Source organism: Bacteroides sp. f07, from assembly GCF_042854785.1.
In the GTDB taxonomy this organism is placed as follows: domain Bacteria; phylum Bacteroidota; class Bacteroidia; order Bacteroidales; family Bacteroidaceae; genus Bacteroides.
In genome coordinates, this window is record NZ_BAABXI010000001.1 from 3,498,538 (window position 1) to 3,513,414 (window position 14,877).

9 protein-coding genes are annotated in these 14,877 nt (G+C 44.0%); 3 read left to right on the forward strand and 6 right to left on the reverse strand.

Going from position 1 to position 14,877, the window contains the following annotated elements:
* Positions 1-10: 10 nt before the first annotated feature.
* The 6 genes from ACGHVY_RS14355 to ACGHVY_RS14380 form a co-directional block, all read right to left on the reverse strand.
* Positions 11-2,521, reverse strand: a complete 2,511-nt coding sequence (locus tag ACGHVY_RS14355; RefSeq protein WP_390599521.1) for a family 20 glycosylhydrolase — start codon at positions 2,519-2,521, stop codon at positions 11-13.
* A gap of 38 nt (positions 2,522-2,559) precedes the next feature.
* Positions 2,560-3,945, reverse strand: a complete 1,386-nt coding sequence (locus tag ACGHVY_RS14360) for a DUF5016 domain-containing protein (RefSeq protein WP_390599522.1) — start codon at positions 3,943-3,945, stop codon at positions 2,560-2,562.
* A 33-nt stretch (positions 3,946-3,978) separates the two neighbouring features.
* Positions 3,979-5,454, reverse strand: coding sequence for a RagB/SusD family nutrient uptake outer membrane protein (locus ACGHVY_RS14365; protein WP_390599523.1), 1,476 nt, complete (start codon positions 5,452-5,454; stop codon positions 3,979-3,981).
* An 11-nt stretch (positions 5,455-5,465) separates the two neighbouring features.
* Positions 5,466-8,708 carry a TonB-dependent receptor gene (locus tag ACGHVY_RS14370; RefSeq protein ID WP_390599524.1) on the reverse strand — a complete coding sequence of 1,081 codons (3,243 nt, stop codon included), beginning with the start codon at positions 8,706-8,708 and terminating at the stop codon, positions 5,466-5,468.
* Positions 8,709-8,933: 225 nt separating this feature from the next.
* The gene (locus tag ACGHVY_RS14375; RefSeq protein WP_390599525.1) at positions 8,934-9,929 is read right to left on the reverse strand and encodes a FecR family protein; all 996 of its coding nucleotides are present in this window, start codon (positions 9,927-9,929) and stop codon (positions 8,934-8,936) included.
* 97 nt (positions 9,930-10,026) lie between these two features.
* Positions 10,027-10,593 carry an RNA polymerase sigma factor gene (locus tag ACGHVY_RS14380; RefSeq protein WP_390599689.1) on the reverse strand — a complete coding sequence of 189 codons (567 nt, stop codon included), beginning with the start codon at positions 10,591-10,593 and terminating at the stop codon, positions 10,027-10,029.
* 269 nt (positions 10,594-10,862) lie between these two features.
* Here ACGHVY_RS14380 and ACGHVY_RS14385 point away from each other — a divergent pair, with 269 nt between their 5' ends.
* The 3 genes from ACGHVY_RS14385 to ACGHVY_RS14395 all read left to right on the forward strand — a co-directional run bounded on the left by ACGHVY_RS14385 (position 10,863) and on the right by ACGHVY_RS14395 (position 14,826).
* Complete coding sequence (locus tag ACGHVY_RS14385) at positions 10,863-13,154, forward strand: NADP-dependent malic enzyme (protein ID WP_308744457.1); 2,292 nt, start codon at positions 10,863-10,865, stop codon at positions 13,152-13,154.
* Positions 13,151-13,327, forward strand: coding sequence for a hypothetical protein (locus tag ACGHVY_RS14390; protein WP_308744456.1), 177 nt, complete (start codon positions 13,151-13,153; stop codon positions 13,325-13,327). The genes ACGHVY_RS14385 and ACGHVY_RS14390 overlap by 4 nt, the downstream gene beginning before the upstream one ends.
* A 164-nt stretch (positions 13,328-13,491) precedes the next feature.
* Positions 13,492-14,826, forward strand: a complete 1,335-nt coding sequence (locus ACGHVY_RS14395) for an NADP-specific glutamate dehydrogenase (protein WP_390599526.1) — start codon at positions 13,492-13,494, stop codon at positions 14,824-14,826.
* Positions 14,827-14,877: the final 51 nt, after the last annotated feature.

A 14,877-nucleotide genomic window follows, 5' to 3' on the forward strand; every position in this document is an offset into this window, starting at 1 on the left:
TTTTTGTGGATTAATTTACTTTGAGAGTGCCAGTCACACTTTCTTTATTCAAATAAAATAGTTTAGCCTTCACTACAGAAGCATCACAGGTTATGGGAGCTTCCCAAAGTGCTGAATCACGAGTTGGTTCCGCTCCATCAGTCGTATAGCGTATCTCCCCTCCCCGGATGGGGGTGTTGGCATAAAGCTTGCCTTCTTTGATGCAAAGTCCGGGATGAGGCAAACGGAAGTTAATGTTTCGGGACGCCCAATGGGGCATTTCCTTCTCACTCGCTTTCGAATAGAACAGAGCCAGCGCTTTGTTGAAAGCCTGCTGTTCTTTCTCTCCTGCCAGCATACTCCAAGCGGGAAAAGCATTCCACCCGCGTTCTACCAGTCCGAGGATTTTAGGAAAGGTATAATATTCCACCCACTTGAAATCACGGATCGTTTCTGCAAACAGTTGCGCTTGTACTCCTTGGATACGCTCCTTGCCGGATGCGGTCAAAACTGTTTTTCCTCTTTCCGCAATACCTAAATCGACCGGATTACCAGCCATATCAGTACGCGAAGAACGATAGATATCATATGGAAGCATGGAAAAGCCTTTGGATTCATCCACATATCCGGCCCACGAAAGCCCTCTTTCATCGGGATGAGCATCATAAGCCAAATCCAGATAGAAGTTGTTCACGTTACAGAGAATCACCGGATAGCCTTTGTTGGCTACCTGATAAGGTATTTCGTCCGCTTCCCATTCGGGAACAGTATTCCAGCAATATATTCCTGCCACAAGCCTGTTCAAATGACGGTCGGTAGCTTCCGAATGTCCCAACGCTGCTTCCTGCCAGCCACTGAACCGCACATGATATTGTTGCAGATAGTCTGCCATCTTCGTGATGTAGTATTCAGACAGTTCATGCGCACTCGTCATTCCATGTTCATCCATAAATGCCCGGCAGACAGGCGAACCCATCCAAGCTCCATCAGGCACTTCATCGCCTCCCAAGTGAATGGTAGTCAAAGGTACCTCCGCTTCTTCATACATAGCAATCAGCTCACGAATCACTTTTTCCATAAACCGATACGTAGAGGGCAATGCCACATTCATCACGTTATCCGTATAAAACTGTGCGGAAACATAGCGGGAAGTATCTTGCGCGTCACTCAACAAATATTCAACGGCCTTTTCAGGATCGGTGTTTATATATTTATGATAACGTGCTTTCATGGACACAATTGCCGCCCGTGCATGCCCCGGAGACTCTATTTCCGGGATCACACGCACATGTCTTTGAGCTGCATAACGCAATAAATCTATAAACTCTTCACGAGTATAATACCCGTTGCCGGAGGTAGGCGCAGACGGATCATAGTTGCCATCGTAGCCCGGATACAAACATTCCAGTTCATCCGTGGTGTGTCCCCGACGTGCACCGACCGAAGTCAGTTCTTCCAGACCGGGAATCTGAAGACGCCAGCCTTCATCATCCGAAAAGTGGAAATGCAGCACGTTCAGTTTATAAGAAGAGATAGCGTCTACCAGTTTCTTTAATTGGTCTGCCGTCGTGAAGTTTCTGGCAATATCCAACATTTGTCCGCGATATGGCAAGTCGGGGTAGTCACGGATAGATACAGCTTCCAAACGGAACGGTTTCTCTTGTCCTTTCAAGAGAGAGAGCAAGGTTTGCGTGCCATTGAAAATGCCGTGCGAAGTAGGAGCTGAAATATTGATCAGACTATTTCCTGTGTCCATCCGATAGTATTCGTCATTCGCAGCCGTCTCCTGTTGCGGCAAATAATCCAGATGAACCGTTACCGGTGCTTCGGAAATGACTTCCAACCCATAGAGTGTTTCCAACTTTTCTTTCAGCAATCCTGCTTCGTTGGCAAAATTGGGATGAAAAGTCAGTTTCACCTTATTTTCTATGGTAACGTTTTCTTTACCGACAGCCGGAAACGCTTCCTTTACTGACGGGAAAATATCAGTTTGTTGCAACTTGGCAGTAGTCTCTAACGCCAAGTTTGAAGCATATATTTTATCAGGTGCAGGATACCAGCTTTCCGACCCCATTCCTTGCAGCGGATAGATAGTCAGCCCGACAGGCAAGGGAGTACCTTGCTTGCCGCCTGCCTGACTCACCCAGTAAGTACCTTCGGGAGCATGTGACAGTTTTTTCAGTCCGTTGGTACAACAGAACGTCACAATCAGCGAGTCTCCCGGCGCCAATAGCTGGAAGTTTTCCGCCGGATACATCCGGAAGAAGTTCGCATTTACTACCTCTACCTTGACCGATGCAGATTCATCTTGAAGAATCTCACGAGGCAACTGCGAATAATAGATGATCCAGTCCTTTCCCAAAGGAGCATCTGATATATTCTTCAGGATAAATGAGTTCTCATAGTAGCCGGGCTGCACTTCGGCAGCTCCCATCTCCCAAGTCAATGACACGGGGGCTTTCGCCCCGTCAGCCGATTTACAGCCGGTCATGAGCAGCAGGAGACACAGACTTCCCCCTATCGTATATAGTATATTTCTCATAGGCTTTCCTGTTTTTCTATATATCACTCTTTCAGACATTAATCACTCAATCGTTCGATGTGCAATGTTTCTTTGCCTACTCCCTGCGAAGTGTCGAAAGTCAGACGGTAATAGCCAGGTACGAAGCCGTCGCCACTCGTTATTCCATTGGAAGCCGATATTTCAATTCCATCCGTATCACCGGATAATGAACCTTCTTGCAGCAACATACCTTTATTTTTATTCCATTGCAAATCGCTGTAAATTTCGATTTCGAAAGACTCCCATTTATGAGTATTACTCAAATATACGGTAGTCTGATACTTCTGTTCACCAATCGGGACAATATATCCTAACTGCAATATATCTTCCATATTCCAGCCATCATTGGTATCATAATCCGTATTCCAGATAGGAGCACTAGTGAATCCATGTCCAGCCAGCCAGAAGCAAGCAGGTGCCACATCGCCCATCCGGGCAACCCAAATATAGTTATATTTAGAAGAATAATAGATTTCCCAAGTACCCGATTTGCGCAGGAAGGTAAACTTACCATTATCCGGATTATAACTAAAGAAATCGCGGTTGTAAGCATGTTCCACATCTTCAAATCCACTCATTTCAAATTCTTCACCTTGAGTAAAGCTAATCTGGGCACGGAAAAGTCCTTCACTGGCTATCAACTCGGTTTCTTTAATTTTCAGGTTCTTCTGGAAACCGACGACACCCAATTTAAAAGTCATCACGTCGAAAGTGATCTGTTCAACAAACCAATCCCGGTAATCAAAGGCAAAGCTGGGTCCCGACGCTTCAATAAGGACAGCTGTATTACTCTTTTCAGCAGCTCCCCAAATCAATTCCGCATCGTCCAATGATTCCGTAGTGGAAATTTTTCCAGTCAGCTCCATCGGATAGCCCTCTTCCGAGCCGGAAACTTCCGTAAGATACAGATAAGGATTCTCTGCGCTCCGGGCCATTTCTACCACCTCACCATTATAGTGAAGATAGAGCACTTCCGGAATCTGTGGACGGACGATATGGAAATCAAACGTTTGAGAGACTTCACTACCTTCCACATTGATGGCAGTCAATACTACTTTAGCTTCCTGGTTCTCTTCCAAGTCTGCCACAAACGGAATATAAATTCCTTTCTCAACAATCGACACATCAGTGCCTTTCGTACGGATCGACTGTGAACTTACCAAGGTTTCACCTACCATCAATTTCACTTCCAGCGTAGACAAAGGAGTCTCCGGATCGTGAATCTTTACAGAGAAATAAAGAGAATCAGCTGCAGGAGTCTGATCGGTAGTCGAGAATTGTAGTCCTGATAGTTCAGGACATGAATATGGATACTTCACCCGACCATCCTCTTCGCTACATGAAGCCAGCCAGCAAACGGTTAGCCCCAGCAACCATAAAAACAGATTATTGTGTTTCATCATTTTTTCTTTTAAAGTTTTACGTTCCTCTTTTCATTAATAACCTTCATTTTGAGTCAGATTGGTATTTTTATCTTTCTCTCCTTGAGGAATCGGCCACAACTGCCGGAAAGCCTGCAAGCCTGCAAACAGCAATCTTCCATCTTTGTCTTTATGTTTCTGCATCACTTCCAGCAAACGGTTATTACGTACCAGGTCAAACCAGCGCTGACCTTCCATATACAACTCCAATTGACGTTCATTCTCTACCGCCAAGCGGCCCCTAGCCTGTCCCATATTCTCATCTAGAGAAGAGGGAGCAAACCCCGCACGTTCTCTAATGCCGTTCACGATTCGAATCGCTTCCGGAGTGCGGTCTAACTCTACCAGTGCTTCGGCTTTCAACAAGAGTATATCCGCCAATCGCATCAGAATAATGTTGGAAGTCTTCTCACGAATTTTATAAGACAACGGATAACTGTCTGCCGGCCAATAGGTGTCATAAGGAACCGATTTCCAAAGGATACTGGATGCATAACGAGTATCTTTCTCCTTGTCGAATTTAGCAACCAAGTCATGAGTAGGCGTACAATAACGTCTCCAGGTCACCGAGCCGTCGTCTTCTTTCAGCAACACCCAATAAGCCCAGTTGGGAGCATCGGAGGTGTAATAGACTTCAAAGATACTTTCTGAAGAGAATTTCTTGTCAGGTTGCCACAACTCATCAAAGTTGCTGACCAGCGTATAACCCTCCGCTATCACTTTGTCGCAAGCCTCAACCACTTTGGCATAGTCGCGTGTTGATTTCTCTCCTCTGGTTGCCAACACCTTGGCACGCAAAGCATAAGCGGCGCCTTTGGTGGCCTGGAAAATCCCCTTATTCTTGCTTACCAGATAACGAATGGTATTTTCCTCATTCAGATCATCCAGAATCTGATCATAGATTTTATCTGCGGCAGAACGTTCCGGATACATCACCGGATACCATTTATCCAGGTTCTCGGCAGTAATGGTCGGAATCAAATCCAGCACCATCGGAGCATCTCCCCACAAACGGACAATATCAAAATATGCCCATGCCCGCAAGAACTTGGCTTCCGCAATGACACGGTTACGTTCTTCTGCTACAGTAGAAGAAGGGTCCATCATTTTCGTATTTTCAATCACACTGGTTGCAGTACCCGCCATCGAATAATATTGCGACCAGACCAGTTCCACTTTATAGTTGGTAGAAGTCAGTTTCAACAAATCAAACTCCTGTTCGGCCACACCATCTCCGCCAATATAGCAATTATCGGACTGCACATCTCCAATGGTGTAATTTTCCGACTGGAATATATCTGCCTTAAAGCTTTCATATACGCCCTGCAACTCAGCTTGCGCATCTGCCAGACTTCCATATTTAGACTCCTGATCTTCTGTTCCGGTACCCTCCTGCATAAAATCCGATTGCGGTTTCTCATCCAGAAAATCACTGCATGAAACAAATAAGACACAGAGCACGACATAAGCTAACTTTATTATGTTTTTCATTTTCGCACCTATTAAAATTCAACATTCAAACCAAATATTACCGCCCTCGATTGAGGATAAGTACCATAGTCCACTCCTTGAGCAACGGAGTCGCCTCCAAAAGCATTTACCTCAGGATCGTATCCCTTGTATTTTGTCAATGTGAGAAGGTTCTGCCCGGTGACGTAAGCCTGTAATCGGGACAGATGTATCTTATTCAACCATTTCTTTGGAAAATTATAGGATAAAGTGACTGTTTTCAGGCGCAAATAAGATCCATCTTCCACAAAACGGGAGGAGTTGTGATTATTCTCCGTATTACCAACGCGGGGGACATTGGTAATCATACCCGGTCGTTTCCAACGTTCCAATACACGAACCGACTGATTTCTAAAGTCTGTCATACCTTCCATATCGATGCGCGACGCGTTAAAAATCTTATTGCCCTGACTTCCCTGCAAGAAAACAGACAAGTCAAAACCGGCATACGAAAATGTATTCGTCATACCGTAAATGAACTTGGGTTGGGCATTTCCCAAGGTGGTTCGATCTTCAGGATCAATAAAACCGTTACCATTCAGATCACGATAGATAATATCCCCTGTTTCCGGATCGACACCGTCGGATATATACCCAAAGAATGTTCCCAACGGAAGACCTTCTTTCAGGATGACAGCTTTCTCTTTGGATTCATACATTTCAGCATAATAATAAACTTTATTCAAGCCGAGTTTCGTCAACTTATTCTTGTTGAAAGAAATATTGAAATCTGTATTCCACTGGAAGTTACCCTTAAAATTCAGAGAAGAGACAGTAAACTCCATACCTTTATTCACCATTTCACCATCGTTTCTTGTCACACTGCTCGGCACTACATTCTCCGGCAAGCTGACAGTCAGTAACAAATCGGTTGTTTTTTTGTAGTAAGCGTCCACTGAGAAGGATAAGCGAGAATCAAACATTGTCAGGTCGAGTCCCAGATTCCATTGGCTTGTCTTCTCCCAAGTCAGTTCTTTATTGGCCGCCGAACCGGGCTTAATGGCAAGTCCCGGATATAAATTACCTTCCGAAACCGGCAGTTTACTAACACTCATGGCAGCCATGTAGGCGTAGTTTCCAAAACCGCCCTGATTACCGTTCATACCCCATCCGGCACGTAGCTTCATGTCGGTTACAATGTCTTGCAAAGGTTGCATGAACTTCTCGCCTGAAATTCTCCAGCCAACGGAAACAGAAGGAAAAGTACCCCAACGATGTCCCGGAGCAAAACGGGAAGAACCGTCAGCACGGAAGTTAACCGTCAGTAAATAACGGCTGTCATAATTATAAGCTACGCGACCCAAAAAAGAAGCCAGTGTCCATGCGGAAGCAGAAGAACCGCAAGCATCCTTATCCAACTGGTTGGCGGCACTGATGGAATGAATATCGGGATAAGAATCCGCCAAGTCGAAACCTGCCATCCAAGAAGCGTTATATTGTGCACGCTGCTGGGTAGCTCCTCCCATAACAGAAATGTTATGTTTGTTGAATGAACAATCATAGGTCAACAAATTCTCAAAAAGCCATTCAAAGTTTCGGGAGAAACTCTCTTCCACGCGTCCTTTTGTACCCCGTCCGTCCGAAGTTGAAATCGGATCCAGATAGTAGTCCCAATGCTCATTAGTCAGTTCAATTCCAAAAGTCGTTTTAAACTTCAGACCTTTGTATATGTCAACCGTGAATCCGAGCGAACCATTAATATGATCAGTATTCGTGTTACTGTCCGCAGCATTGGCAGCCAGCGGATTCAAGATACGTGCACCGTAAGCCTGTTCATCGTATTCATTCGGATCATACGGATTCCACTTCTGCATAAACGGAGGAGTATTCACTACAGACAAGATGGAACCGGCACGTAAAGAACTACGGCTCTCGTTCACCCATTGTCCGCCCGTATGCGAATAAGCAAAATTAAGCGCCATTTTCAACCATTTTGTTTGCTCGCTATCCAGATTCGCGCGAAAATTATACCGGTTGAAATGAGCCTTCTCCACAATACCTTGTTCGTCAGAATATCCTCCGGACACAAAATATTGCAGTTTCTCACTTCCATTTGCCACAGACAATTGATAATTCTGATTGACACCCGTACCGAAGAATAAATCAGTCCAGTCCACATAGCGTGTTTCACTTTCAGGGATATTGGGAGCAACGTCCGAAACAGCTTTCAAGTCTTTCATCAGGTCTTTATATTGCTCCGTATTCAAGGCATCTATCTTCTTCCCTAATTTAGAAAAACCCACATAAGCACTCATTTTCACTTGCGGTGCACCAATCTTTCCTCTTTTAGTAGTAATCAACACTACTCCATTCGCCGCACGTGCTCCGTAAATAGCTGCAGATGATGCATCTTTCAGAATTTGCATACTTTCAATATCGTTCGGGCTGATATTCGAGATGTCATCCGACGGCAAACCGTCCACTACGTACAACGGTTCATTGGATGCCTGTACCGAGGTGGCACCTCTCACCCGGATTGTTACACCGGATCCCGGCATACCCGATGGTTGCACGACTTGAATACCTGCCGCCTTTCCCTGAATTGCTTGTGCAGCCGTCATGATCGGACGTTCTTCAATATCCGCTGTAGAAACCACAGATACCGCAGTTGTAATGTCTTTCCGTTTCATAGAGCCATAACCCACTACGACAACCTCTTCCAGTACTTGTGAGTCTTCACTCAAAGATATATTATATACGTTCTGGTTATTAACCGTATGAGACTGGGAAACGTAACCGATATAAGAAAAACTGATTTTTGCCCCTACAGGAGCTTCCAAGGAGAAACGCCCGTCTATATCGGTGGCAGTTCCAATATTCTCTCCTTCCACTCTCACAGTGACACCAATCAAAGGTTCCCCCCGCCGGTCGGCTACGACACCGGTTATTGTTTTCTTATTTCCTTTCCGGGAGGTGTTCTGCCCGGTTTTGAGGGTAAGCACCACTTGCTTGCCCGATTCTATTTTATAACTAATAGATGATCCTTTGAAAACTTTTTCTAAAACTGTATCGATACTTTCATTGTTCACTGTCAACGAAATCTTTTGATCCAATCCGGGAAGCTTATCTGTATAAAAGAAGCTATAATCAGCTTTCTTCTCAATCACTCGTATCGTCTGGCGTAATGTCTGATTCTTCACAGAGAAAGTGATCTGCGCACTAACCTCTTGAGACACGAACAACAATATACAACAGAACATAACAAGCTTGAATATGATATGTAATTGTTTTCTCATTAGTAATTAGCTTTAAATTCTTTAAAATATAAGTCTGAAAGCCAGACTTTTTATTATCTTTGTCAAACCGTGATGCAAAAAGGATTCCCTTTCCCTTATTCGTTATAAGGAAAGATTCTTTTTTACTATCATGTATAAACCGTATTTGATTCGGGGTAGAATTATGCTGCTACATAATTCTACCCTCTTTTTTTATTATGAGGTGTCTTCCATAAATCGTCATTTTTAGTTAATACTACTTCCTATTCTCACCGTATCTCCCTCTAACTCATAGGTTATAGGATAAGTAAGGCTTATTATGTAAAATACATTATGCAAGCTGCTGTTCCGAATGGTTCCGGAAAACGGCACATTCTTCAGTTTTTCCGAGTCAAACACGACTTTCACTCCGTACATCCGCTCCAACGTAGTCGCAATCTCCGCTAAAGGCGCTGAATTAAAAATCAACATATTATTCCGCCAGAAATCGATTTCACGCATATCCGAGATGGCCGATTTAATAAATGTCTGCCTGTTCTTATGATACTCTACCTTCTCTCCGGGTTTCAACAATATGGCATTCGTTTCATTAGAAACCCTGACACTTCCTTCTGCTAGCAGTGTCGTGACGGAAAGATCGTCACCATACCCCTTCACATCAAAAGTGGTTCCCAGTGCTTCTATCTCCAAGTCATTGCAACAAACGATAAAACGCTTGTCTTTGTTTTTTGCCACTTCAAAATAGGCTTCTCCGTCTAAATAAATCTTTCGGTCGGATTTGTTGTATTCCGCATCATAAGAAAGATGAGTAGCCGAATTTAACCAGACTTTCGTTCCATCAGGTAAAGTAAGATTCGCTTTCTGCCCGTAATCTACTGCAACCATGAAAGGCTCCTGTGATAACCTATTAATATGTTCTACTCCCCAATAAGTGGCCAGGCCCAAACAAACCGACAATAATATGGTGGCCGCCACCTTATATATAATAGGTTGCCAACGCCGCTTCTTCGGATACAAAATTTGGGGTTCATCCAAATTCTTCTGCAAATGATTCCACATTTCCTCTTCCACTGTCTTATCTATTCCGACAGCCGCTCCTTTCCACATTTGCTCGCAAAGCGAATTAAACTCCTCCCGAATTCCCGGTTTACGAATCCATTCAATAAGTATCCTTCTTTCTTCAGAAGAGGCCTTCTTCTTGAAGAATTTTTCCAATAGTACTATGTAATCGTGTTGCTCCATAATTTTCCTGTTCTATATATACTAGTCTTGAGAGAAAGAAAAAGACTACAAGAAAATGGAGATAATTCAGATATTAACTTTTATTAAAAGTTCGATATTAAATATTATGCAAGAAAAAAGAGACAGAAAAGGCAATCATCCCCAGTTTGTCACGCAAGAAATCCAAAGAGCGGTGTACCTGTGTGGCAACAGTCTTTTCCGATATATTCAACTGTTCAGCTATCTCGCGATAATTCAGTCCGGATTTCCAATAAAGCATAAATACCTCCCGACGGGCAGGAGGCAGTTCTTCTATAAGTTTCAGGATATATTCTTCTAAAAATAAATAATCCAACTCTCCGTCTATCTCTACCGATTCGTCAGATGATTCATTCGACAGTTTATCCACATAATTTTGAAGCAGAAGTTCACGTCTTACATAATGATACACCATATTTTGGGATATTTTAAAAAGATAGCCGTCAAAATTCCCTTCCGGATCAATATTAAGCCGCTTCTCCCAAATTTGGAGAAAAATATCCTGCGTAATATCCTTCGCCACCCCGGCATTGCCTGTCATAGAAAGAACAAAATTATAAATGCGGGCATTGTATGCACGATACAAGGCTTCAAAGGCATTTTTATTCCCATCTTTTAATAATTGAAGTTGTTGGGTGGTTATCATTATCATATAAGGTTAAATCATATATGGACTCAAAAATAACGAAATAACTAAAGACGGCAATCAAAGCACTCGTTAAAATTTCAATAAATCAATATCGAAGCCTTTAAAAAAGAGTAGGATATAAACACGCAACCAATGTATATCATATCATAAATTCAGTCTCTTTGATATAAAATTAATAGAATTTACTAACCATCGGCTACAATTTCTAACTTTTATTCCTACATTTGCAGCCAAATGATAACTTATTAATAAATAATACAGATACTATGGCTAAAATAACCAAAGAAGCCGCTTTGCTCTACCACTCACAGGGCAAACCTGGTAAGATTGAGGTAGTTCCTACCAAACCGTACAGTACACAAACAGATTTAGCACTCGCATATTCTCCCGGCGTAGCAGAACCATGCCTCGAAATAGAGAAAAATCCACAGGACGCGTATAAATACACTGCGAAAGGTAACCTTGTTGCCGTTATCTCTAACGGTACAGCCGTACTCGGACTGGGTGATATAGGCGCATTGAGCGGCAAACCGGTAATGGAAGGCAAAGGTCTGCTTTTCAAAATCTATGCGGGTATTGACGTCTTCGATATCGAAGTGGACGAGAAAGACCCCGAAAAATTCATCGCAGCGGTGAAAGCTATCGCTCCTACTTTCGGTGGTATCAATCTGGAAGATATAAAAGCACCGGAATGTTTCGAAATCGAACGCCGTCTGAAAGAAGAACTGGATATCCCGGTGATGCACGACGACCAACACGGAACGGCTATCATCTCCAGTGCCGGACTGGTAAACGCCCTGCAAGTGGCCGGAAAGAAAATCGAAGATGTGAAAATCGTTGTTAACGGTGCAGGTGCATCTGCCGTATCTTGTACTAAATTGTATGTTTCACTGGGTGCACGTCTCGAAAATATCGTCATGTTGGACAGCAAAGGCGTAATCAGCAAAACACGTACCGACCTGAACGAACAGAAAAGATACTTCGCCACCGACCGCACAGATGTCCACACACTGGAAGAAGCAATCAAAGGCGCAGATGTATTCCTCGGCCTGTCGAAAGGAAATGTGCTGAGCCAGGATATGGTGCGCAGCATGGCTCCGATGCCTATCGTATTTGCACTGGCTAACCCTACGCCGGAAATCTCCTACGAAGAAGCGATGTCAGCCCGCCCCGATGTATTGATGGCAACCGGACGTTCCGACTATCCGAACCAGATTAATAATGTAATCGGTTTCCCGTACATCTTCCGTGGCGCATTGGACACGCATGCCAAAGCGATCAACGAGGAAATGAAGATTGCCGCAGTACACGCCATCGCCAATCTGGCAAAACAGCCTGTACCTGATGTCGTAAATGCAGCCTATCATGTAAACAACCTCTCTTTCGGCCCGGAATATTTCATCCCGAAACCGGTAGACCCGCGTCTCATCACAGAAGTTTCCTGTGCCGTAGCAAAAGCCGCTATGGAAAGCGGAGTAGCCCGCACCGAAATCAAAGACTGGGACGCTTACTGCGTACATCTGCGTGAACTGATGGGATATGAGTCCAAACTGACCCGCCAACTGTATGATACAGCCCGTCGCCATCCGCAACGTGTAGTGTTTGCCGAAGGCATCCACCCGAATATGCTGAAAGCTGCCGTTGAAGCGAAAGCCGAAGGCATCTGTCATCCTATCTTATTAGGAAACGATGAAGCTATCGGCAAGCTGGCAGAAGAACTCGACCTCAGCCTGGAAGGTATCGAAATCGTCAATCTCCGCCACCCGGACGAATCGGAACGCCGCGAACGATACTCACGTATCCTTGCGGAAAAGCGTGCACGCGAAGGTTTTACTTACGAAGAAGCCAACGACAAGATGTTCGAACGCAACTACTTCGGTATGATGATGGTAGAAACCGGAGATGCCGACGCATTCATCACCGGGCTTTATACAAGATACAGCAACACTATCAAAGTAGCCAAAGAAGTAATCGGCATCCAACCCGGATTCAATCATTTCGGAACGATGCACATTCTTAACTCCAAGAAAGGTACTTACTTCCTGGCAGATACCTTGATCAACCGTCATCCGGATACGGAAACCTTGATTGACATCGCCAAACTGGCTGACAAGACAGTCCGTTTCTTCAACCATACACCGGTCATCTCGATGCTGTCGTACTCCAACTTCGGTGCCGACACCTCCGGCAGCCCTGTCAAAGTACACGGAGCGGTGAGCTATATGCAAAAGGAATATCCAGAACTAGCTATCGACGGTGAAATGCAGGTGAACTTTGCCATGAACCGCGAACTGCGTGATGCCAAATATCCGTTTACCCGCCTGAAAGGTAAAGATGTGAACACACTGATCTTCCCGAACCTGAGTTCTGCAAATGCCGGATACAAACTGCTGCAGGCAATGGATCCCGACACAGAATTTATCGGCCCTATCCAGATGGGATTGAACAAGCCTATCCACTTCACCGACTTCGAAAGTTCCGTCCGCGACATTGTCAATATCACTGCCGTAGCCGTGATTGACGCTATCGTAGACAAAAAGAAAAAAGAAAGCAAATGAGAAGACCGTTATCAAAATCACAAATAGTTTGCGTCAGCCTGCTTTGGCTGGCGCTTTGCTATTTAGTTCTCACAAAAGCAGAACGGATTGACGGAATGACGCTAGTAATGCTTATCATTTCAGCAGCATTAGTCTTTATTCCCGTCTATAAGTCTATCAAAAAGAACAAATAAATATCTTTTTTTTCACTTTTAATGCGATAAAATATCAAATTTGATGTTTTATCGCATTTTTCTTTATAAAATGTTTGATAGTTCAAATTTTATCTTTACTTTTGCAACCGCATAAGAGAAATAGATAATCGAATTTTAAACAACCAATAAAAGAAAAAAAGAATATGAATGCAGCAAAGGTATTAGACGATCTGAAAAGAAGATTTCCCAATGAACCGGAGTATCATCAAGCAGTAGAAGAAGTTCTTTCTACGATTGAAGAAGAATACAACAAACATCCGGAGTTCGACAAAGTGAACCTGATCGAACGTTTGTGTATTCCTGATAGAGTATATCAGTTCCGCGTGACTTGGATGGATGACAAAGGTAACATTCAGACGAACATGGGTTACCGTGTTCAGCACAACAACGCGATTGGCCCGTACAAAGGCGGTATCCGTTTCCATGCATCTGTAAACCTTTCAATCTTGAAATTCCTTGCCTTTGAACAAACATTCAAAAACTCACTGACTACGCTGCCTATGGGTGGTGGTAAAGGTGGTTCCGACTTTTCTCCGCGCGGCAAGTCAAATATGGAAGTGATGCGTTTCGTTCAATCATTCATGTTAGAACTGTGGCGCCACATCGGTCCTGAGACTGACGTTCCTGCCGGTGACATCGGTGTTGGTGGTCGTGAAGTAGGTTTCATGTTCGGTATGTACAAGAAACTGGCTCATGAATTCACCGGAACATTCACCGGTAAAGGACGCGAATTCGGCGGTTCACTGATTCGTCCGGAAGCTACCGGTTACGGTAACATCTATTTCTTGATGGAAATGCTGAAAACTAAGGGTACTGACTTAAAAGGTAAGACTTGCCTGATCTCCGGTTCCGGTAATGTTGCCCAATATACTGCAGAAAAAGTTCTCGAATTGGGTGGCAAAGTGTTGACAATGTCCGACTCTGACGGTTATATCTTCGATCCGGACGGTATCGACCGCGAAAAGCTGGATTACATCATGGAACTGAAAAACCTGTACCGTGGCCGTATCCGCGAATATGCAGAGAAATATGGCTGCAAATATGTAGAAGGAGCTCGTCCTTGGGGCGAAAAAGCTGATATTGCCCTGCCTTCTGCAACTCAGAACGAACTTAACGGTGACGATGCCAAGAAATTGGTTGCAAACGGCGTAATTGCTGTTTCCGAAGGTGCAAACATGCCTTCTACTCCGGAAGCTATCAAAGTATTCCAGGATGCTAAGATTCTTTACGCTCCGGGCAAGGCTGCCAACGCCGGTGGTGTATCAGTATCCGGTCTTGAAATGACTCAGAACTCTATCAAACTGAGCTGGAGTGCTGAAGAAGTTGACGAGAAGCTGAAAAGCATCATGAAGAATATCCACGAAGCATGTGTTCAGTATGGTACTGAAGCTGACGGATACGTAAACTATGTGAAAGGTGCTAACGTAGCCGGATTCATGAAGGTTGCCAAAGCAATGATGGCACAAGGTATCGTATAATCAGCGTATAAGACATAACAAGCTATAGTTTATTAAAAACTCCCGTCTTCC

Bases quoted from the DNA above. Each gene is read 5' to 3' on its own strand.
- ACGHVY_RS14355 (WP_390599521.1), bottom strand. From the start codon at position 2,521: ATGAGAAATATACTATATACGATAGGGGGAAGTCTGTGTCTCCTGCTG.
- ACGHVY_RS14360 (WP_390599522.1), bottom strand. From the start codon at position 3,945: ATGATGAAACACAATAATCTGTTTTTATGGTTGCTGGGGCTAACCGTT.
- ACGHVY_RS14365 (WP_390599523.1), bottom strand. From the start codon at position 5,454: ATGAAAAACATAATAAAGTTAGCTTATGTCGTGCTCTGTGTCTTATTT.
- ACGHVY_RS14370 (WP_390599524.1), bottom strand. From the start codon at position 8,708: ATGAGAAAACAATTACATATCATATTCAAGCTTGTTATGTTCTGTTGT.
- ACGHVY_RS14375 (WP_390599525.1), bottom strand. From the start codon at position 9,929: ATGGAGCAACACGATTACATAGTACTATTGGAAAAATTCTTCAAGAAG.
- ACGHVY_RS14380 (WP_390599689.1), bottom strand. From the start codon at position 10,593: ATGATAACCACCCAACAACTTCAATTATTAAAAGATGGGAATAAAAAT.
- ACGHVY_RS14385 (WP_308744457.1), top strand. From the start codon at position 10,863: ATGGCTAAAATAACCAAAGAAGCCGCTTTGCTCTACCACTCACAGGGC.
- ACGHVY_RS14390 (WP_308744456.1), top strand. From the start codon at position 13,151: ATGAGAAGACCGTTATCAAAATCACAAATAGTTTGCGTCAGCCTGCTT.
- ACGHVY_RS14395 (WP_390599526.1), top strand. From the start codon at position 13,492: ATGAATGCAGCAAAGGTATTAGACGATCTGAAAAGAAGATTTCCCAAT.